Origin of the sequence: Mariluticola halotolerans (genome assembly GCF_021611515.1) — a bacterium.
GTDB classification, from domain to species: Bacteria; Pseudomonadota; Alphaproteobacteria; order Rhizobiales; family Devosiaceae; genus Mariluticola; species Mariluticola halotolerans.
The window spans coordinates 797,497-818,211 of record NZ_CP090960.1 but is presented as its reverse complement, the minus strand read 5'-3'; the positions used below and the strand labels follow the sequence as shown (position 1 = coordinate 818,211).

Here is a 20,715-nt window from a genome sequence, read left to right as displayed (position 1 = left end):
ACGGAAAAACAACGATAGCCTTCCAAGAACGCCCCGAAACAAACTGAGGACCTCATGGAAGAAAAACTCATCAACCAGGTCAGTGATCGCAAGGAAGGTCATTACAAGCCATACGGATGGCATCAATGGCCGGATTATCCCTGGATGTCGTATCAGTTTCGTCGTGCTCTCGGCGAAACCCAGGAAGGCGGCGGTGCCATTTCTGAAGTCTTCCAGCTTGGTGAGCGCATCGATCCCTCCGACCCGGAGAGCTGGTACCGCGAGTGGGACGCTGTAGGCGACCGCAACCGCATCCGTGGTGACGAGGAAGAAGCCAAAGGCCATATCGTGACCGCCCGCAATTGCTGGTTGCGCGCCGTTGATTATTACCGCGAGGCCGAGTTCTGGCTCGAAGGCACCGATCCCCGCCGTCTGGCGGTCTTTGACAAGCTCGAATATTGCTCGAAAAAGTGGGGTGGCTATTTCGATCCCCCCATGGAATCGGTGGAAATTCCATATCTCGACGGCAAGTCGCTCTACGCCTATTTTCTGCGCTCTCCCTACAACACAGAAGAGCGCCAGCCGGTGCTGATGTGTTTTGGCGGCCTTGATTCGTTCAAGGACGAGATGTGGTTCATGGTCGCCCACGGTGCCATTCAGCGCGGCATGTCTGTGCTCATGGTGGATGGACCGGGGCAGGGCGGCACAATCCGCCGCCACAAGATCACCAACCGGCATGACTATGAAGTGCCCGTCGGCAAATGCATCGATTATCTCGAAACGCGTCCCGACATCGATCCCGCACGCATTGCAATGAGTGGCTCAAGCCTTGGTGGCTATTACGCCGCCCGCGCAGCCTCATATGAGCATCGTCTGGCCGCTGCCGTGTCTCACGGTGCAATCTGGTCGGTCAATGAACTCTGGGGTGACGCTGACGACAGCCATGGTCTTGCGGGGCACATCACTTGGGTATTCGGCGCCAAGGATATGGCCGAAGCCCTCGAAAAGGGCGAAGCCTTCAAGCTTGATGGCGTGATCGACAAGATCAAGTGCCCCTATCTTATTGTGCATGGTGGTTACGACGTTCTCGGCGTCGATCAGGCTCAGAAGGTCTACGATTACGCCAAGGCCAATGGTGTCGACGTCACCCTGCGACTGGTGGGTGAGGAAGAGACAGGCGCCGAACACTGTCAGCACGATAATCCCACAATAGGCCAGGAGCTGGTCAATGACTGGCTCGCTGAAAAACTCGGCATCGACCAGGCCGCTCTGAGGCCTGCCTGATCTCTTGCGAAAAATGAACAAAAGACCCCGGTTCAACGGGGCGACGGAAAAGTATTATCGCCTTGTGCGCATAGCCCTGGGCACCCAAAGGAAAACGAAGGAGTTACCTATGAAGACCACCACTCTTGCTGCGCGTGTTCTGTGCGGTATCTCGGCGGCAGCCTGCATTGCCGGCTTGACCTTACCCGCCATTGCACAGGACTTTACGCTGAAGATCGCACATGTTGTGCCGCAGGGCGACCCGCGTGACACTGCCGCCCGCCATGTGGCTGACTATATGAATGCCTCGGACGCGTGCTCTGTTGAGGCAAATGTATATCCCTCAGGCCAGCTCGGCCAAACTACCGATCTCATCGAGGGCATGCAGCTTGGATCAGTTGAAGCCGTCGTGCTGCCAGCGTCGTTCCTTGTCGGTTTTCAGCCGCTCATGGGGCTTTTCGACTTCCCGTATTTCTGGCCGACCGATCTCGATCAGCTCATCGCTTTGCACAATTCCGATGCAGTCCGTCAGTTGCTCGACAGCACCAATGAGCAGGGCGTCTATTCCATGGCTGTTTGGCACACGGGCTATAAGCAGTGGACAGCTAACGCGCCGCTGGTTGAGCCGGAAGACTATGTTGGACTTCGTTCCCGCGTGATGCCTTCTGCTGTGCTGATCAAGCAGCAGGAAGCCCTCGGCCTGACGCCGGTCGATATGCCGTTCGCGGAAACCTACTCGGCGTTGCAGTCCGGCGCGATCGATGCGCAGGAAAATCCGGTTCCAACCACATTCTCCATGCGGTTCCAGGAAGTTCAGTCACACCTGATTATGACCAATCACGGTAATCTCGACCAGATTTTCATGGTTTCTCAGACTTGGTGGGACGGTTTGACACCGGAATGCCAGCAGGAACTGACAACAGCTGTTTCTGAAGGACAAAAGGTTGTGGTCGATGAAACGCTCCGCATTGAAGAGCAGGCAATGGCTAGCTTTGTCGAGCAGGGCGTTGAAATTATCGAGCTGACCGACGAGCAGCGGAATACACTTCGCGACGCAACATTGCCGCCTGTGCGTGAACTGTTCTTGTCGGAAAATGGCGATCGCGGTGCCGCGATTCTCGAAACGACTGAAGCGGCTATCGCTGCAGGCGAATAATAGACCTGGCGCAAGGGGTGGCGGTCTCTGCCACCCCTTGCGCAACCAATCAAAGGAGAGACCTCATGCGCTGGCTCGAAGTCGCATTGCGGCAGACCGATAAAACCGCTGCATTCGTGCTCGGGTTGATGCTGGTGGTCATAACCCTGATCCTGTTCATCAATGCAATGGCGCGATATTTCGTCGGAATTGCCATCGTTGGCGGCGAAGAACTCGCACGCTGCCTGATGGTCTGGATGACGTTTCTGGGCTCCTACCTGCTGGTGCGAACACAAGGGCATATCGCTATCGATGTGCTTTCCCTTGTTCTCGGACCTCAGGTTCAAAATACCCTCAAAATCCTCATCAGCGTACTGGGCGTGGTCATCAGTGCCTATTTCTTCTGGCTCGGGCTGGAACTGACGACCCGGATTTTTGGTTCCGGCCAGCGCATGAGCAGTCTGCCCCTGGCGCGGGGGTGGTTCTATCTCGCTGTGCCGGTGGGAATGGGGCTCATGAGCGTTGCATTCGTGCAAACCCTCGCCGCCACACTAACCGGGTTGAAACAGCCGGTTATCGCCGATTTCTCGCTGCCCCAGCAAACGAACACTCAGGCTGAAGCCGTTCAGGAAGGTAATGTATAATGGCATCGACTGTCCTGATCCTCAGCGCCATCGCCATGCTCATCGCTTCGGTGCCGATCTTTCTCGCGCTTTTGACGGGAACGGTTATTGGCTTTGAGTTCTTTGGTCCGCCCATGCCGCCCGTCGTTCTGGCGCAGCGTCTTGTTGAAGGCGTCAATGTTTTCTCGATTCTGGCGGTGCCGCTGTTCGTTTACGCAGCTGACATCATTTCCCGCGGTGAAATCGGTGAGCGCCTTGTGCGCCTGATGGAGAGCCTGGTTGGCCACATCACCGGCGGCCTGGCGATCGCCACTGTGCTGACCTGTGCCATGTTTGGCGCGATTTCCGGGATCGGCGCTGCCGCTGTGGTTTCCATTGGCCCCATCGTCTACCCGTCCTTGCTGCGGCATGGGTATAGCCGGGGCTTCTCGGTAGGTCTCATTCTGACCGCTTCAACCCTCTCAATGCTCATCCCGCCGAGCGTGGCGATGATCCTTTATTCGGTTCAGGTTTCCGTATCAGTATCGCAGGTCTTTCTCACCGGTCTGGCGACGGGCATAATCTTTGTGGTGGGCCTGTCCGCCTATTGTGTGCTCTATGCGGTCCGGAACAAGGTGGGGCGGTCGGAAAAGGTGCTGTTTCGCGAGCAATTGCTCGCCCTCAGGCGCGGCCTGATCCCCATGGGGCTGCCCGCGCTGATCTTTGGCGGCATATATGGTGGTGTCTTTACCCCGACAGAAGCCGCAGCCGCAGCATGTGTCTATGCGGCGCTGGTTGAAACCATTGTGTTCCGTCGCCTCAAACTGCGCAGCCTGTTTCGCCTCAGTCAGGGCTCGTCAATCACCATCGCAACGCTTCTCATTCTGATTGCTGCAGGGTCAACAATGACCTGGTTCATGACGCTTGAACGCGTACCTGCCATGCTGGCCGCGATGATGAGCGAGGTGCCCGATTATGTGGTGCTGGCGGCGATTAATGTTCTGGTGCTGATCATCGGCATGTTTATTGATCCGAACTCTGCCGTCATCGTTATCAGCCCGCTCATCGCTCCGGCCGCAGTCGCGGTTGGCGTCGATGCGATCCATCTGGGCGCGATCATTGTCTTCAACCTGGCTATCGGGATGATCACGCCGCCTTTTGGCCTCAACATTTTCATCGGCATGAGCACCTTCAAGATTGGCTATGGCGAAATTCTGCGCGCCGTTCTGCCCTTCATAGGCGTCGCAATCGTGACCCTCTTGATTATCACCTACATTCCGCAATTGGTCATGTGGTTGCCTGAGCTGGCGCGCTGACCAAAAGACCAAGGAGAACACGAAGATGAATTTTGGTGTCGAAGAAATCCGCCCGGCAATTGTCGCAATTGACCTGCATCGTGGTCATCTCGATCCTGCCGTCGCGACCATGCCGTTGGCCGAAGAACGTTGCGGCCCGGTGATCGAGGCCAACCGGGTGTTGTTTGAACAAGCCCGCGCGCTCGATATTCCCGTCATTCATTTGCTGACAATGTATCGATCGGTCGACGAGATCAGTTCTAATCCGTTTTGGCGGACGAGAGCGGATAACCCCACAGCTTCCCGTAAAAACGTGTTGCGCCATAATCTCGTGGGCATGCCCGGCGTCGAAGTGATGCCCGAGCTGCTCGACCCCCGCGACTGGGTGATCGATTCCAAGCGCCGTTACGACTGTTTTATCGGTTCCGAACTCGAGTTCTGCCTCAACAAGAACCGGATCAACACCTTGCTGATCACCGGCGTCAACACCAATAGTTGTGTGCTGGCCACCGCGGTCTCGGCCTGCGTGCGCGATTTCGCCTCTATCGTGGTCACAGATTGCGTTGACACCATGGACGGCACCAACTTGCACGATGCGGCGCTTGCCTGTATCCGTACCGCGTTTGGATGGACCATGACCGCACAGGACGCTCTGGAGGCCGTAAGGCCAGAGTAGGACAACGCTGCCAGGGCCGGAAAAGGGCAATTTGTGGAGTTCGAACCATGACGCGGCAACGTCGGCCTGCTGTCAGATCGGCAGCGAGCGCAGCGCGCAAGGCAGGGCCATCGATTCCGGCTGCTTCGTTGAAATCAGCAGGGCTGCCAGGCGATGTCCGCATCGGTGGCAAGATCCGGCATGCGCGCCTGCTGCGTGAACTCAGCCTCAAGGAATTGGCCGAAAAGGTGGGGTGCTCCGTCAGCGCCCTGTCAAAAATCGAGGGGCAGAAAGCCAATCCCTCGATCACAATGCTGCATCGGATCTGTGCCGCACTGGACACTAATCTTTCAGAATTGTTCTCCGGCGATGATGAAGTGGCCATCGTCACAAAGGCCAGTGACCGGCCAATGATCGAAACCGATCAGTTACGGCGGGGTACCGGGATCTTGCTGGAACGGCTTGTGCCGTATTCTACGGGCTATCTGTTGCAGGGCAATGTGCACATCATCGAGCCGGGCGGGGGCAGCGAAGACGGGTTGGTCCATGAAGGCGAAGAGATGGGATATGTGATCGAGGGGCAGGTCGAGCTGACTGTCGAGGGGGTGACCTACCTGGCCGAAGCAGGCGACTCGTTCTTCTTCCGCTCAAACCTGGCACATTCCTACCGCAACCCGGGCGATACAGTGTCCCGGGTTATCTGGGTCAATACACCCCCGACATTCTAGTAGCTGTCGACCGCAGTCTCTATTCCACCGACAACGTCAATGGCGCACAACTCTCGCCCAGCACCAGCGCGGCCTGGAAAACCACATTGCGCTGCTTTGCATTTGGTTCGCGGGTAATACGGTCCACCAGCAGGCGCAGGGCCTCATTGGTCATCTCGGTTGCCGGATGTTCAGCCCGGGTCAGTCTGGGGCGCAGGCCGCCAAAGCCGGGAATGGTATCTGTTGAGGCAATGGATATGTCAGCCGGACATTTGAGGCCCATATCGGCAAGGGCACGCATCACACCCAGCGCCATCACACCATTCGCAATATAAAGCGCTGATGGCGGCGCGGGCTGGGACAGCATATCCCGCGCAACGGAATAGGCCGTATCTTCGCGAAATTCGCCGCTGCGTACGTGATTGGGGTCGGGCGAAAGGCCGCGCTCGGTCATGGCGGCAAGCATGCCGGCATGACGATCCCGGCCGGTGCTGAGATGCAAGGGGCCAGTGATTGTGCCGATTCTGCGATGACCGAGATCAAGCAGATAGCTGGTGACCTGCCGTGAGGCCTCAATATTGTCGAGGGTTACCACATCGAATGCATCATGGCCCGTGGTGCGGCCAAACATGACGGTAGGCGGCAACCCCTTCATCTCTGAGGGGGCGTATTGGGCCGGCCCGCCGACTGGCGCAATAATCATGCCGTCACACGAAAGGGTCCGGATGCGTCCCAGAATGCGCTTTTCAACTTCAGGCTTTTCATCACTGTTGAAGACCACAAGACAATAGCCCCAGGCCGCTGCCGCAGCCTCAGCGGCGCAAACGATGCGGGCATAAAAAGGGTTCGACAGATCCGCGACAACAAGGGCGATAAGCTTGCTGCTGCCGCGTTTGAGGTTTCGCGCAACCTGCGAGGGAACATAGCCGAGTTTGTCGATGGCAGCCTGCACCCGCGCCCGAAGGGCAGGGCTGACAAAGCTTGTGTCATTGACGACGGCCGAAACGGTTGCTGTCGATACGCCCGCCTCCTTGGCTACGTCCTTGATATTCGCCATAAATTCACTCCAGTAGCTAAACGTTTAGCTCTATATAATCTCGCATCTACCGCTTAAAAATCCATTTATTTCCGGATTTTTTGCTTGCACGATGTAACATGTTAGGCAATGTTAGCGAAACGGTTAGGTTTTGCAACAGCGAAGTTGCGCTCTGGCCGGAATGTCAAAAGGGAGAAAATCATGAAAGCTGCTTCGCTCGGCCTGCTGGCCATTACACTTGCCTTGTCTACAAGCATTGTCACCGCTCAGGAGAGCAAGCTGATCGGCATCGTCTCAATCTCTGCCAACGAAGCGAACAACGCGCGTTATATCCAGGGTGCCGAAGCTGCAGCCAAGGAAATTGGCTGGGAAGTTTCCGTGATTGATGCGGCGGGCAGCGCTGATCAGGCCAATGCCGGTATTCAGAATTTCGTTCAGCGCGGCGCAGCGGCGGTGATCGACATGGTTTTCCCTTACACCTCCATTGGTGCAGGCCTCGCGGCCGCTGGTGATGCAAATGTGCCCGTCGTGACCTGGGGTGGCGGTATCGGCAGCACGGTTGCTGCAACCAATGGTTCGGGTGGCCCGATGGCAGAACCCGTTGTCGAGATGATGCTCGATGCGATGGACGGTAGCGGCAGCATTCTCGCCCTGACATACCGTACAGGCGAAGTCTGCCGTAACCGAGAAGTCGTGCTCGATGAAATGGTCGCCGAATATCCCGATATTACTGTAACCAAGAATGAAGTGCGCATTCCCGGATATTTCGAGGACGGCGCGCAATATGCCAATGCCTGGCTCGCCTCGCACCCCGCCAACAGCGAAAATCTCGCCATTTGGGGTTGCTGGGATGACCCCGCCATTGGTGCCATCGGTTCCCTGCGTCAGCAGGCCCGTGATGACGTGAAAGTCTATGGCGTCAACGGCAATGCGCAGGCGATTGAAAATATCCGCAATGGCCATATGGATGGCACAGCCTGGGAAGACAGCTATACTGAAGGCTACGACATGGTAAAGCTTCTGCCCGAAATCATCGAAGCGGGTGACGCCTGGGTGCCGGTCGCCAGGGAAGTGCCTGCCATTCTGGTAACCGCCGATACGGTGGAAGAATTTGTAACGGCCCACCCAGACGCTCTCGGCCAATAGGCCCGAAAGACATTCGGATGATGGTAGAAAAAACGATGGAAATGGGGACGGTTCATTCGTCCCCATTGGTGCGTGCAACCGGTATAACCAAATCCTATGGCGGCGCGCAGGCGCTCAAGGGCGTGTCTCTGGAAATTGGGCCGGGTGAGGTTTTGGGCCTTGTCGGTGCCAATGGCGCCGGCAAATCAACGCTGATCAAGGTTCTTGCCGGTCTTGTGCAGCCTGATGGCGGGCAGGTGGAGGTGGATGGGAACACCGTCGCCCTTAACTCGCCCCACGCCGCCGCCGACCTCGGCATGAATTTCATTCATCAGGAACTGGCTTTCATTCCCGGCATGACGGTGCTCGAGAATATCATGCTGGGCATTCCCAAAAAGTCGCGCTTCGGCATGATCGACTGGGCCGCCATTGAAAAGGACGTTCGCCCGATTGCTGAACGTGTCGGCATCAGGGCGTCTCTCAATGCCAATGTCAAAGGGCTGTCGACAGCGGAAAACTGGTTGATCAATATCTGCCGGGCTCTTGTGCGCAAAGCCCGTTTGATTGTTATGGACGAGCCGACAGCATCGCTGTCGGGCAGTGAGGCGGAAAAGCTGTTCGCCATCGTGGAGGATCTGTCCGCCTCCGGGGTGGCTGTGCTCTATGTGTCGCACCGGCTCGACGAAATCGAACGCCTGTGTGACCGCGTAACCGTGTTTCGCGACGGGCAATCTGTGGCCGATATTACCCGTGCCGATTTGACCCGCGACAACCTGGTTGAAGCGATTGTCGGCGGCGCTGTTGAACGCGCAGCCACAAAAGATCCGGCGGTGCTGACGGGCAGGGTGGCTTTAACGGTCTCCCACCTGTCGCGGGCGCCCATGGTCAATGATGTCAGCTTTGATCTGCATGAAGGCGAGGTGCTGGGCATTGGCGGTCTTGTGGGGGCCGGGCGCAGCGAGCTGGCGCGGCTTATTTATGGTGCTGACCGGCCGGATGGGGGCACAATGACGTTGCAGGGCGCGCCCTATGCGCCCAAATCGCCAACGGCGGCGGTAAAGGCCGGCCTTGGTTTCGTGCCAGAGGAACGGCGGGCCGATGGTCTGGTGCTAAGCAAAAGCGTCGCCTTCAATGCCCAGATTTCAAATCTCAACGATATTGTCGTCAGTCCGGTTTTCCCGTTCATCGACTATCGCCGGCGCGACAGCGCCGTCACCGAAATCGTCAAAGACCTGTCCATCAAGACCCAGAGCATTGAAACACCTGTTGGGCGTTTGAGTGGCGGCAACCAGCAAAAGGTGGTCATCGGCCGCTGGCTGCTACGGCAGCCGAAAGTGCTCATACTCGATGAACCCACCCGTGGCGTGGATATTGGCGCGCGCGCCGAAATCCATCACCTGGTCCGGGAATTGGCCCGGAAGGGCATGGCGGTGATTGTGATTTCATCGGAACCGGATGAATTGCCGGATCTGTCCGACAGGGTTTTGGTCATGGCTGATGGCCGCATCGTTAAAGAACTGCAGGGTGATGCAATTTCGCGCAATGCGATTGTGGAAGCGAGCTATGTCGCCCATGAGAAGAGTTAGGATTATAAAATGAGCCAGAGTTCTGCATCCTCAAGGCGCTTGTCGCCCAATGCCCGCAACGCACTGGGTATTTTTGCGCGCTACGCCACCATTTTGGGGTTGGCGGTGATGATTATCGCCTTTTCGCTTCTGTCGCCCAAGGCGTTTCCAACCCTGTCCAATTTCACCAATGTGCTGAATCAGGCCTCACTGGCCATGATCATTGCCGGTGGCCTCACACTGGCCGTCATCGTGGGTGAACTCGACCTGTCTATCGGTTTTGCCGCCAGTCTGCACGGTGTGCTCGTGACCGGGCTGATTGTGTCGAACAAACTGCCAATCCCCGTGGCCATTGCCATTGTCATCGCCGCAGGTGCCCTGATCGGTTTGGTCAACGGCTTTATCGTCACGCGCATGAAGGTCAATTCCGTCATCGCAACCCTTGGCGTGGGCACCATCCTCACTGGGTTGGCATTCGCCTATTCCTCTGGGGTGCCAATCGTTTCCGGTGTGCCCGAGGCCTTCCTGCAAATCTCCCTTGGCCGTTGGCTGTTCGGCATTCCCAACAATATCATTATCATGGTGCTGGTTCTCGGCGCGCTCTGGCTGCTGGTCGAGCGCACAGCGATCGGCCAGGAAGTGCAGGCCGTGGGCGGCAACCCGGCAGCGGCGCGCTTGGCAGGGATTGATGTGGCCAAGGTCAAGACACTTGGCTTTGTCATTTCCGGCATGTGTGCGGCCCTGACCGGCATATTGCTGGCATCACGCCTCGGCAGCGGCACGACAAGCGCGGCCGACAGCTATCTGCTGACTGCGTTCGCTGCGGTATTTCTGGGGTCTGCGACCCTGCGCGATGGCGAATTCCACGTTATGGGGACCTTCGTTGGCGCGCTGATCATCGCATTCGGCTTCAACGGCCTCAACATTTTCGGTGCGCCCACATTCTCCCAATATGTATTCCAGGGTGCCATTCTCATTGTCGCTGTCGGGCTCTCCAGCCTCGGCCGGACAATCGCCGAGAGCTAAGGGAAGGAACAGTCATGTCTGAAGAAAACCGGAACTGGGAAATCTATGTGCTCGAATATGCCCGGGCAAAGGATCAACCCATTGCCGCCCTGGTGAACGGCACCCACGACGAAGGGGTGATGGACACGCCCTTCGCCTTTGTGTTTGCGCGCAACGGCACACGCAACATCCTGATCGACACCGGCTTCATGCGGGAGGGGATCGGCGCTGAAATGAGTGAACGGTTCGGTGTGCCCGAATGGATATCGCCGGTGCGCCTGCTTGCCGAGCTTGATGTGCAGCCCGAGGATATCACCGATATCCTGCTCAGCCATGCCCATTTTGATCACGCAGGCTCAGTGCACAAATTCCCCAATGCCCGGATATTCATTCAGAAGGCCGAACTGCTGTCATGGCATGAAGCCATGGCGCTGCCGCCGCAGTTCGGCTACCTGACCGACATCATCAACCCCGACGATTTGCGGAACATTTTCGATGCCTCCGTGCAGCACCGGGTGACCTTGCTGGATGGTGACAAGAACAATGTCCTGCCCGGTGTCCATGCCCGCTTCGGGCCGGGCCACACAATCGGCCAGCAATTCATCGTTCTGGAATGTGCCCGCGGCGATATCGTGGTTTCCGGCGATTGCGTTTATTCGGCCACCAATATTACCGGCCACAATCACAACGGCGTCTACGTGCCCTTGAACAATGCCATTGGCAGCGTCTGGGACCAGCTCAAGACCATCGACCGCATCAATGATGTGGTGGACGGTGATATGAGCAAACTCATTATTCTGCATGACAAGGACCGCTGGGAGAACCTGCCGCTCGTGCATGATGTGGATGGGTTCAAGATCGTCCGGGCGCATTAGCGCCAAACGGTTTGCCATACCAAGCAAGTGAGGCGGTGCAGCGCGCAACCGCCTCATGCGGTGGCCTCAGGTCTCATCCGGCACAAACGTGTTAAAGCCTAGATTTAGGTGAAATTGCAGCGCGTATTGATAGGTAATCCGGTCCCGCGCCTTGAGCGCTTCAATCACGTGCAGGTGCTGCTGGAAGGTGAAGGTCTTGAAGTCCTGCCGGGACTTTCCCTTCTCCATAATCCCGATAATGACCGGCTTCATGATGCGGTAGATTTCAAGAATGGCCTCATTGTCGAGAATTTGAATGAGGCGCGTATGAAAAGCATAGTCCGCGTCCGAAGCGGCGCTCTTGGAAGGCGCATCCGCCATGGTGTTGTTGATCTCATGCAGATCAGCGAGGTCGTCAGGCTGGAGATTGTTAAAAATCCGCTCGGCTGAATCCACCTCGATCATGCAGCGAAAGCCCTGGATATCGGAAAAGGTCTTGCGTGAAATTTCAATCGTATTGAACGAAAACAGATCCAGCGCCCGCGCCATCCGGTTATCAATAATGGTAGCACCCACCTTGGGGCGGACCTCCACAACACCATAGGCCTTGAGTATCCGCATGGCCTCGCGCACGGTATTGCGGCTGGTCGAAAACTGTTCGCACAATTCGCGTTCCGAGGGAAGGGTGTCGCCAACGCCCAGACGGTTTGTCTCGATCATTGCGCGAATATGGATAACGAGGTCATCGACAGCGGAGGGACTACCCTTGTGTATCTTTTGGGCTGTCGGGCTCTCTTGCTTCATCTGAAATTGCTCCCACTGGCGGGCTATTTGAACCGGGTGGCAAAATATTTTTGTGGGACCAGTTTAGGCAAGCTGGCACGTCTTAACTAGCGTAAACCACCGAATTTTCGGAAGTTTTTTGGAAAAACTCCCCAACTGGTCCTACAAATACCTGGGAATGAGTTTGCCCGAACGCATTTCGTATATTGATCGCAAGCGGCAAACCATGCCTACATAGCCGCAGATTTGGTTCGGCTGATGCAATTCAAACGCAGCTGAAACAGATTTCAGCATCAGTATTTCTATGGGGAGTGAGAATGAGCACACTGAAAAAGTTGATGGGAGCCGCTGCGATCGCCGTATCGGTTGCCGCCATGTCCAGCGTGGCGCTTGCCGCCGATTACAACTGGACCTTCCAGACGTCTGAGACAGCTGGTGAGCCAGGATTTGTCAACAAGACCAAATGGGCTGAAGATGTCGGCGTATTATCCGGTGGCCGCATCGAAATCCAGATTCTGCCAATTGGTGCGGTCGTCCCGCACACCGATACGCTTGAAGCGGTTGGCGCCGGCATTCTGCAGGGCCACCTGACCGATCCGAGCTATTTTGCTGGCAAGGATCCGGCGTTTGCCATGATGGGCAACCTCGTGGGCGCATGGAGCGATCCGTTCGAATTCCTCGGGTTCATGCAATCCGGTGGCGGCGATGAGCTCTATTCCGAACTGGTCGAACCTTATGGCGTACACTTTATCGGTGCTGCGGCAACCGAGCCTGAAGCTTTCGTATCCGGTGTGCCCATCCGCACTGTTGAAGATCTGAAGGGCGTCAAGCTGCGCGCACCTGAAGGCATGGTCTACGAGATTTTCCAGAAAGCCGGTGCAAGCCCTGTGGCTCTGCCGGGCTCGGAAATCTTTTCGGCACTCGACAAGGGCGTTGTGGACGCTGCGGATAACACCGTATTCGCCACCAACCAGGCCCTGGGCATGAACGACATTGCCAATTACCCGCTCTATCCGGGTTTCCATTCGCTGCCCATGATCGATATTTCGATCAACAAGGAAGTCTGGGACGGTCTGCCGGCTGATCTGCAGGCAATCCTTGAGGCTTCTGTCGACAAGTTTATCTTCCAGCACGTCTATTCGGTGCGCAAGCTTGATGCGGAAGCGGTGATCGAAGCCAAAGCCAATCCTGATATCGAGATCATCAACTGGTCTGGCGATGAACGCGCGAAATTCCGTCGCATCGCCAAGGATGAATGGCAGAACTGGGCCGGTCGCACGGAAATGACCCAGCGCTACTACGATACAGTTACCGCCTATCTCACCAGCCGCAATCTGCTGTAGGTTGAAATAACGGTTTGAGTTGCTGCGCCCGGCACACATGATCGCCGGGCGCAGTTGTATCTGAAGGGGCAGGGCAGATGAACGACAAGATAGATATTGCCGCAATTACCGAAGGCGACGGCCATGAGGTGCGGTCTCGGCTGGACAGATGGATAGCCAATTCAACCAAAATACTCGCATGGGCTATTTTCGTGGCTTTCCTCGTCAGCGTATTTGAGGTGATTTCGCGTTACGTCTTTGACAGCCCCACATTCTGGGCGCACGAGACAACCACGTTTCTGATTGCCGCCATTTTCCTGATTGGTGGCCCCGTAGCGCTCGCGCGGGACAAGCACATTCGCGTGCGCATGTTCTATGACACCGTGTCACCCAGGGCGAAGCGCTGGCTCGATATTTTCAATTCGATTGTGGCAATGTGTTTCTTTGCCGGCCTTGGCTACGCTGGATGGGTCATGGCATGGAAGGCAACCCATAATCCGCTTGGTGAAATTCACCTTGAGGGCACGGGCACCGCATGGAATCCGCCAACCCCCGCACTATTGAAAATTACAATTCTCATATGTGTGTCGTTGATGTTCATACAGACCGCGCTGCATCTGGTCGCCGCTATCCGGCGCGATGTATCCGGCGTCGCAGCCGGGGAGAAATAGCATGGGTATGAGCGCACTGGGTATCGAGCTCGGCACCTATATTCTCGTCGGCAGCATTTTCTTGTTGCTGCTCTCCGGTCAACCGCTTGCCTGGGTTACGGGCCTCGTTGCGTTGATTTTCACCTTTGGCTGGTTTGGCGGCAATGCGCTGCCCCTGGTGACCTCGCGCATCTTCGGCTTCATCACCGAATATTCGCTGGTGGCCATTCCAATGTTCATTCTGATGGCCGCCTTGCTCGACAGATCGGGCATTGCCAAGGATCTGTTCAATGGCATGCGCGTGCTCGCCGGGCGCCTGCCGGGCGGCGTTGCTGTGCAGACCCTGATCGTGGCCATTCTGATGGCCGCCATGTCCGGCGTTATCGGCGGCGAGATCGTACTTCTGGGCATTCTCGCACTGCCACAAATGCTGCGGCTGGGTTATGACCGCAGTCTGTCGATTGGCGTTGTTTGCGCGGGTGGTTCCCTTGGCACAATGATGCCGCCATCTATCGTTCTCATTATCTATGGGCTGGTCGCCAGCGTTTCCATTGCCGACCTGTTCATTGCCGCCATCACACCCGCCTTGCTGCTTCTGGCATTCTACATCGCCTATGTGCTGTTCATTTGCCTGCGCAACCCACAGCTCGGCCCACCGATGTCGGACGAAGACATGGCAAAGGAATCCCTGGGCAGTGCCCTGCGATCACTCGCCGCGCCGGGTTTCATCGTTTTCGTGGTTCTCGGGTCCATCTATGGCGGCGTGGCATCGATCACGGAAGCGGCAGCGCTCGGTGTGTCATCTGTCCTCATCATCTCTTTGCTGCGGCGCGAGCTGACCGTGAAAATGCTGCAGGACAGTCTGGTTCATACGCTTGAAACCTGCGGCATGATCATCTGGATCGGTATTGCGGCGGCTGTGCTGGTGGGTGTCTACAATCTGATGGGCGGTAACCGCTTTGTCGCCACCGCCATCCTCAGCATCGATGCGCCGCCGGTCGTCATCATCATGGTGATGATGTTGATCCTGCTCGTCCTTGGTATGTTCCTCGACTGGATCGGCATTGCACTTCTGACCCTGCCGATCTTTGTGCCCATCGTGGTGCAGCTTGGTTACGACCCGATCTGGTTCGGCATCCTGTTCGCCGTCAACATGCAGGTCTCGTATCTGACGCCACCATTTGGCCCCGCCGCGTTCTACCTGAAGAGCGTGGCGCCGCGAGATATAACGCTGAAGCACATTTACACCGCGCTTTTGCCGTTTATCGCACTGCAGTTGACCGTGTTGGCCATTCTGCTGTTCTTCCCGCCAATTGCGACCTGGCTCATCTAAACGCCTGACGGCGCATCCCGAAAAGGATGCGCCGTTTGTTCCCTGCGGAACCTTTTGTCAGTTCACCCGTTGATCATGCGTCCGGTTGACGCGCAAAACAGCTTTTGCAATTTTGTTCGAGAGCCGGAGGAGACCGTGAACGGTGTCTTGCAAGCCTGCGCAGCCCGCGCAAGCTTTTGCAGCACCAGACATCCTTGGGGAGCTACACCATGGCCATTTCGACCATTCTTTTTATTGTTCTGCTGCTTCTGTTGATCGGGGCCATTCCGGCCTGGCCCTATGCTCGCGGCTGGGGATATCGCCCGAGCGGCATCATCGGCACGCTGCTGGTGATCGTATTGATCCTGATGCTGTTAGGTGCCTTCTAGCCCGTACGAAAATACAGCGCATGCAAAACACCCCGCTTTCCGAGTGGGGTGTTTTTTTATCAGAAACGACAGGTCTTGTTTTGGAACCTTTTAGGCTCCACCCCGTTTCTAGTCTGTAGGTGGCCGCGCCGCATGATCTGTCAGCAAACTTCTCTTGCGACGCAGCCGATATGCCAAAACTGACACACGAAGGAGATCATAACATGATCCGCACGCTTCTCGCTACTACCGCATTGACCGCCCTGATGACCGGCGGCGCGTTTGCCCAGTCTACCTCGACGGATATGCAGTCCGATACGATGGGCGGCGCAATCTTCAACCCGGATGCCGCAATGAGCACCGAGGCCACTGACGGGTATTTCCCGGGTGCCCCCGGCCAGATTTTAGCCTCCAGCCTTTTGGGCAAAAGCGTTTACAACGCTGCAGGCCCGGATGCTGATGTCATTGGTGACGTAAATGACGTCGTCATGGCGCCGGATGGCCGCGCTCAGGCGATCGTTATTGGTGTCGGCGGCTTCCTCGGCATTGGTGAAAAGGAAGTTGCTATCGACTTCTCCCGCGTAAGCTGGACAGAAGTTGCCATTGGCTCGACCATGGCGCCTAATACCACAGCAACTGAAAACGCCCCGGCACAGGCCGAAGGCACTGAACCTTATGTTCAGACTGAACAGCGTCTGCTCGTCAACGCAACAAGTGAAGAGCTTGAATCTGCACCGGCATTTGATCGTGATGCAATTAACAACGACCAGGCCATGCATTCCGATGCAAACAATGGCACCATGATGGGTGGCGCGGCTGATACTGACAACAAGGCTGATGCAACGCACAACACCCAGGGCGATATTGCTGCAACCACGCAGCCTGAAGCCGACAACATGGTTGAGCCGACCCGCGAAGGCATGGAAATTGTCGACACCGCTGGTCTGAGCGCGGAAGAACTGATCGGCACCCGTGTATATGGCCGTGAAGAAGAAGACCTCGGTGAAATCGGTGACGTGATTGTCTCCGGCGACGGTAACGTCGAAGCCTATATCATCGATGTGGGTGGTTTCCTGGGTCTGGGTGAAAAGCCCGTCGCTCTCGACGCGAAAGAGCTCGACATCCTCCGCGATCCGAATGGCAGCCTGTCCATTTATACGGATTTCAATGAGGAGCAGCTGAAGGGTCACGCCGAATACGACGCTGACGCCTACAAGCAAGACCGTGACAGTGTTGTGCTGCGCTAACAACAGCTAACCCTGAATATCGACGCCGGCCATCATTGATGGCCGGCGTTTTTTTATTTTGCGAGTGCTGCGGAACATTTGGTCATTCCGCACGTTCTCTTAACAGGAAAGCAAAGGAGTTGATTATGGCTACCGCATCGACAAGCGCCCGTAAGAATGGCAGTGGCGCCGCCGCGACGAGTGATGACGTAGAAGCTCAGATCGCCCGGATCCGCGAGGATATCGCTGAACTGACAAAAGTGGTTGGAGCCTTCGGCAGTGCCAAGGCCAATCAGTATACCGGCCGTGCCGAAAAAGTACGCGACGATCTGGCTGAAACCTCGCAGCAGGCGATTGAGTCTGTCCGAGAGGAAGTGGCATCGCTCGAAAACGATGTTCGCGATTACATTCGCGAGAAGCCGCTCCAGACTGTCGGCATCGCCGCTGGTGTCGGCTTTCTGCTGGCCTTTTTGAGCAAGCACTAAATCATGAGTCGTATGGCCCACTCGCTCGCCGCCTCCGCGACGCGTGACCTTGGCGCAATCGCAAGGCAAACACGCCGCAACGCCATTCTCTATGTGGTTGTCGGTGTGTTGATGACGATGGCTGTGGTCTCGGGTCTGATCGCTGGTGGGCTTTACCTTGCAGCGACCATGGGGGGCATTTACGCCGCCTTGTTCATTGCCCTGGTGACGCTGATCCTGGCTTTGATCCTGCTTGCCGTGCTCATGGTTCTCAACCGCATCGAGCGGCGCCGTCAGCGCGCCGCAAGAGCGGGCAGGGCACTCGCCGCCTCAGCCGCACTGACAACGCTTGGCACCGTCGCACGTTCAAAAAATCCCCTCGTTCTGGCGGCAATTGGTGGTCTGGTTTTCGCTCTGACCCGCACCACCAGTCGAAGCCGGGATTGATCGGCACATTTGCCGCAAGCCGGGACGTGATCCGCTTCGGTTCAACTTGATGAAGGCGCTTCGCCGGCACCGCGAAGCATAAGTTCAAACAGGAGAAATAATCATGGCGAAAGCCTCAGCCGCTCTCAAACCCGCAGCCCACGAAGAGAATATGAAAATCGGTCTGGCAGCCGATTACCGCTCTGACATTTCCGCGGATCTGTCCGAAATTCTCGCCGCGACCTACAAGCTCACAATCAAGAGCCACCTCTATCACTGGAACGTCGTCGGGCCTTTGTTCCGTCCGCTGCACGAATTGACCGAAGAGCATTACAATGCGCTGTTCCAGGCGGCAGACGTTATCGCTGAACGCGTCCGGGCCCTTGGCCATCTCGCACCGGTAAAGCTGGGTGAAGCCGCAGGCTTTTCGCCCAAGGCCGCCGATGTAAAGAACACCACCGCAATCGATATGGTCAACGATCTGATTGATGACCATGAAGCTGCGGTACGCACGATGCGCAAGGCCGCCGAAAAGGCCGGTGACGCCGGTGACGTGGTGACAGAAGACATGCTCACCGCACGCCTGACCTTCCACGAAAAGGCCTTGTGGATGTTGCGCGCGACAATTTCGGACTAAGCGTCCGAAAACGCCGGCGACCCCCATGTCGGCGGGCTCCTCCCGGGGAGTTGTATGAAGCAGGGTACATGAAACCGTATCGGTTTCCGTGCCCTGCTTTTTTTGCGCCTAGGATTTGGCGGTGTTTTTACCGCTGGATTTCAGCGCTTCGGGAAAACAAGCCCGCACCCGCTGCAGGTCATGATCGAAATGGTCAGAAGCCTCAAGCGATTGCATCAACAACCCGGCGTGCTCCTTGACCAGCTTGCGCATCTCCTTGCCGCCCACGACATAGAGCCGGGCGAGGGCACGCGCAAAACCCTGCGCCATCAGGATATTACCCGCGGTCGCCAGCCGGATGGGATGAAACGCCTGGCCCAGCAATTCCTCCATGCTCATCGCAGGCAGGATCAGCCGCAGATCCCCGTCATCATCAATGGTCAGGATCGGCGCCGTATCGGCTTCGGCAATCTCGGCAAATGCGTTGGAAAAGCTGTTGGCCACGGCCAGCGCCGTATAGGTGTCGTTGATCCCCGGAGAGAGCGCGCGCAGCGCGATTTCCACCAGCAGGTTGATTGAAAATTCCGGCGACCGGTCCTCCGACCGCGCATTTTCGATCGTGATATGTTTGCGAATGCTCTCAAGCACGTCGTCATCGGCATCACCGGCCACCTGCGCCACGTTTTGCCCCGCCAGCACAAACCCGCCCGACGACACCTCAACCCAGATCATCAGATCATGCTTTTTGGCAATCTCCGTCAGATAGTCCTCATCAAACCACCCGACATAACCCGCCTTTTGCGCACAGATATCATGTTTGAACTTGGAGCGGGCAGGCGTCTTCCCATCGGGGTTGGAGGTCCGTTGCAAGTCGTTGAGTTGCTTGGTGATGCGTTTCGTGATCTGGGCGATCTCATCGTCCACGGAAACCGACTGCGAGACGTGGCGGACAAAATAGATCAATTGCAGAACGCTGATAATCGCCAACAACACAGCGCCGAATATCGTGATCTTGGGCACAAAATTCGGCTGCGTCATCAATAGCGTGAGAATGGCATAGAGAAAGGTACCACCCAGAATCCCGGCCGTAATCTGGTTGACCAGCTCGGATGTGAAGCGTTGCAAAAGCCGCGGGCCGATATTCCCCGCCGCCAGGGTGAACACCACCAGCACCAGTGAATAGGCGAGGCTCAGCGCGGTCATCGCCCCTGTCGCAACCACCGAAAGCAGCGTATGCGCACTTTCAACCGAGAATTGCAACACGAAGGGGCTGAAGGCATCCCTGGCGAATTGCCGTTCAAGAAACACCGTAACCAGCGGCAGCAATCCGATACCCAGCGCAATGCTGGCCGGCACCGTCAAAAGAACGACAAATGGTTTGCGGAATGTGCTCAAGATCAAGATTGCGATCCTCCATTAGCGGCCAGCGGCACAAGAACCTTAAGGGCGCCGGGAATAATCTCGATGCTTGTTTTCCGGCGCAAAGGCACCAGTTCGCCATCAATGACGGCGCGTGCCTTGCGTTTATGCCGGGGAAACTGAAGCACCACTTCGCGTGCTGTTTCTTCGCGCATGTTCTCGTTCGTGCGCCAGCTGCCAAGCACAAGGTCGGTGCTGAGCCGCATGCCGGCACCGGTATCGATTTTGCCGGCGCTATAGACGCCCAGAACCCCCTGGTCCAGCCGGTCGGCATAGGGCATGTGCCCCTCGCCATAAGGATTGTTCGCCACCGCGATCATGCTGAAAACCTGTTCCTGCGTCTCTCCGTCGAGCGTCATACGCGTCAAGAAGGCGGGTGGCCGCGACAACATGCTCAACGTCGCCCGCAGGCTGGCAATCATCTTGCCAAACCGCGAGCGGTATTGAAGCTCTTCCCGGTTCTGCACAAGGCGCGGCTGCATGCCGACGGAGAACTGGTGCACAAAGGGGCGCCCATCCGCTGTCGCAATGTCGCAGGATTTCACTTCCGACCGGGCAAGCGCGGTAGCGGCTTCCTCGATGTTCAACGGCATGCCCAGTGACCGGGCGAACAGGTTCATTGTGCCCGCCGGAATAACGCCAAGCGTCTTGCCGGATTTAAAGGCTATCCCTGCCGCCGCGGAAATCGTGCCATCGCCGCCCCCGGCGATAATCGCCTCGAATTGAGGATCTTCCGCTGCCTTTTTGAGTGCCTGTTCAATCTCGCTGCCCCCGACAGGGTGACATTCAATCTCGTGCCCCGCCTCGGAAAACGCCTTGGTTATATGAGCGCAATAGGCATCAAGGTCGGTGGTCTTCAGGGTGCCCCCATCGCGGTTCAGAATAGCTATTGCGCGCATTGCGGTATG

Annotated in this window: 22 protein-coding genes; 18 read left to right on the top strand and 4 right to left on the bottom strand. The window is 56.9% G+C overall.

Features of this window, described 5'->3' with window-relative positions; genetic code table 11:
- Window positions 1-54: 54 nt before the first annotated feature.
- From L1P08_RS03865 to L1P08_RS03840, 6 genes are all read left to right on the top strand, one after another.
- Complete coding sequence (locus tag L1P08_RS03865; RefSeq protein ID WP_303618689.1) at window positions 55-1,263, top strand: alpha/beta hydrolase family protein; 1,209 nt, start codon at window positions 55-57, stop codon at window positions 1,261-1,263.
- A gap of 109 nt (window positions 1,264-1,372) precedes the next feature.
- Window positions 1,373-2,398 (top strand): TRAP transporter substrate-binding protein, encoded by a 1,026-nt coding sequence (locus L1P08_RS03860; protein ID WP_303618688.1) that lies wholly within the window; start codon window positions 1,373-1,375, stop codon window positions 2,396-2,398.
- 65 nt (window positions 2,399-2,463) lie between these two features.
- On the top strand, window positions 2,464-3,021 hold the full coding sequence (locus L1P08_RS03855) for a TRAP transporter small permease (protein WP_303618687.1): 558 nt from the start codon (window positions 2,464-2,466) through the stop codon (window positions 3,019-3,021).
- On the top strand, window positions 3,021-4,295 hold the full coding sequence (locus tag L1P08_RS03850; protein ID WP_303618686.1) for a TRAP transporter large permease: 1,275 nt from the start codon (window positions 3,021-3,023) through the stop codon (window positions 4,293-4,295). Before L1P08_RS03855 ends, L1P08_RS03850 begins: the two co-directional genes overlap by 1 nt.
- A gap of 25 nt (window positions 4,296-4,320) precedes the next feature.
- Window positions 4,321-4,950, top strand: a complete 630-nt coding sequence (locus tag L1P08_RS03845; RefSeq protein WP_303618685.1) for a cysteine hydrolase family protein — start codon at window positions 4,321-4,323, stop codon at window positions 4,948-4,950.
- 47 nt (window positions 4,951-4,997) lie between these two features.
- Entirely contained in the window at window positions 4,998-5,657 is a 660-nt protein-coding gene (locus tag L1P08_RS03840; RefSeq protein WP_303618684.1) for a helix-turn-helix domain-containing protein, read from the top strand.
- A 19-nt stretch (window positions 5,658-5,676) separates the two neighbouring features.
- Here the strand turns inward: L1P08_RS03840 and L1P08_RS03835 are convergent, their stop codons facing one another.
- The gene (locus L1P08_RS03835) at window positions 5,677-6,693 is read right to left on the bottom strand and encodes a LacI family DNA-binding transcriptional regulator (RefSeq protein WP_303618683.1); all 1,017 of its coding nucleotides are present in this window, start codon (window positions 6,691-6,693) and stop codon (window positions 5,677-5,679) included.
- A gap of 180 nt (window positions 6,694-6,873) precedes the next feature.
- Between L1P08_RS03835 and L1P08_RS03830 the strand changes: the two genes are divergently transcribed.
- Genes L1P08_RS03830 through L1P08_RS03815 form a run of 4 tightly spaced genes read left to right on the top strand, consistent with a single transcriptional unit; the run spans window position 6,874 to window position 11,242 of the window.
- Window positions 6,874-7,818 carry a sugar ABC transporter substrate-binding protein gene (locus tag L1P08_RS03830; RefSeq protein ID WP_303618682.1) on the top strand — a complete coding sequence of 315 codons (945 nt, stop codon included), beginning with the start codon at window positions 6,874-6,876 and terminating at the stop codon, window positions 7,816-7,818.
- Window positions 7,819-7,835: 17 nt separating this feature from the next.
- Entirely contained in the window at window positions 7,836-9,383 is a 1,548-nt protein-coding gene (locus tag L1P08_RS03825) for a sugar ABC transporter ATP-binding protein (protein ID WP_303618681.1), read from the top strand.
- Window positions 9,384-9,392: 9 nt separating this feature from the next.
- Complete coding sequence (locus L1P08_RS03820; RefSeq protein WP_303618680.1) at window positions 9,393-10,388, top strand: ABC transporter permease; 996 nt, start codon at window positions 9,393-9,395, stop codon at window positions 10,386-10,388.
- Between the two features lie 14 nt (window positions 10,389-10,402).
- Window positions 10,403-11,242 (top strand): N-acyl homoserine lactonase family protein, encoded by an 840-nt coding sequence (locus L1P08_RS03815; protein WP_303618679.1) that lies wholly within the window; start codon window positions 10,403-10,405, stop codon window positions 11,240-11,242.
- A gap of 66 nt (window positions 11,243-11,308) precedes the next feature.
- Here L1P08_RS03815 and L1P08_RS03810 read toward each other — a convergent pair whose 3' ends face one another.
- On the bottom strand, window positions 11,309-12,025 hold the full coding sequence (locus L1P08_RS03810) for a FadR/GntR family transcriptional regulator (protein ID WP_303618678.1): 717 nt from the start codon (window positions 12,023-12,025) through the stop codon (window positions 11,309-11,311).
- A 296-nt stretch (window positions 12,026-12,321) separates the two neighbouring features.
- Between L1P08_RS03810 and L1P08_RS03805 the strand changes: the two genes are divergently transcribed.
- The 8 genes from L1P08_RS03805 (at window position 12,322) to L1P08_RS03770 (ending at window position 18,409) form a co-directional block, all read left to right on the top strand.
- The gene (locus L1P08_RS03805; RefSeq protein WP_303618677.1) at window positions 12,322-13,347 is read left to right on the top strand and encodes a TRAP transporter substrate-binding protein; all 1,026 of its coding nucleotides are present in this window, start codon (window positions 12,322-12,324) and stop codon (window positions 13,345-13,347) included.
- Window positions 13,348-13,424: 77 nt separating this feature from the next.
- Window positions 13,425-13,997: a TRAP transporter small permease subunit gene (locus L1P08_RS03800; RefSeq protein ID WP_303618676.1), complete on the top strand. Its 573-nt coding sequence runs from the start codon at window positions 13,425-13,427 to the stop codon at window positions 13,995-13,997.
- Window position 13,998: 1 nt separating this feature from the next.
- The gene (locus tag L1P08_RS03795) at window positions 13,999-15,309 is read left to right on the top strand and encodes a TRAP transporter large permease (protein ID WP_303618675.1); all 1,311 of its coding nucleotides are present in this window, start codon (window positions 13,999-14,001) and stop codon (window positions 15,307-15,309) included.
- Window positions 15,310-15,518: 209 nt separating this feature from the next.
- A complete protein-coding gene (locus tag L1P08_RS03790; protein ID WP_303618674.1) occupies window positions 15,519-15,677 on the top strand; it encodes a DUF3309 family protein in 159 nt (52 codons plus the stop codon).
- 203 nt (window positions 15,678-15,880) lie between these two features.
- Window positions 15,881-16,903, top strand: a complete 1,023-nt coding sequence (locus tag L1P08_RS03785; protein ID WP_303618673.1) for a PRC-barrel domain-containing protein — start codon at window positions 15,881-15,883, stop codon at window positions 16,901-16,903.
- A 125-nt stretch (window positions 16,904-17,028) separates the two neighbouring features.
- On the top strand, window positions 17,029-17,367 hold the full coding sequence (locus L1P08_RS03780) for an ElaB/YgaM/YqjD family protein (protein WP_303618672.1): 339 nt from the start codon (window positions 17,029-17,031) through the stop codon (window positions 17,365-17,367).
- 3 nt (window positions 17,368-17,370) lie between these two features.
- The gene (locus tag L1P08_RS03775) at window positions 17,371-17,793 is read left to right on the top strand and encodes a hypothetical protein (protein ID WP_303618671.1); all 423 of its coding nucleotides are present in this window, start codon (window positions 17,371-17,373) and stop codon (window positions 17,791-17,793) included.
- Window positions 17,794-17,896: 103 nt separating this feature from the next.
- A complete protein-coding gene (locus tag L1P08_RS03770; RefSeq protein WP_303618670.1) occupies window positions 17,897-18,409 on the top strand; it encodes a Dps family protein in 513 nt (170 codons plus the stop codon).
- Between the two features lie 108 nt (window positions 18,410-18,517).
- Here L1P08_RS03770 and L1P08_RS03765 read toward each other — a convergent pair whose 3' ends face one another.
- On the bottom strand, window positions 18,518-19,789 hold the full coding sequence (locus L1P08_RS03765; RefSeq protein WP_303618669.1) for a DUF2254 domain-containing protein: 1,272 nt from the start codon (window positions 19,787-19,789) through the stop codon (window positions 18,518-18,520).
- Window positions 19,786-20,706 carry a diacylglycerol/lipid kinase family protein gene (locus L1P08_RS03760; protein ID WP_303618668.1) on the bottom strand — a complete coding sequence of 307 codons (921 nt, stop codon included), beginning with the start codon at window positions 20,704-20,706 and terminating at the stop codon, window positions 19,786-19,788. The genes L1P08_RS03765 and L1P08_RS03760 overlap by 4 nt, the downstream gene beginning before the upstream one ends.
- Window positions 20,707-20,715 lie beyond the last annotated feature (9 nt).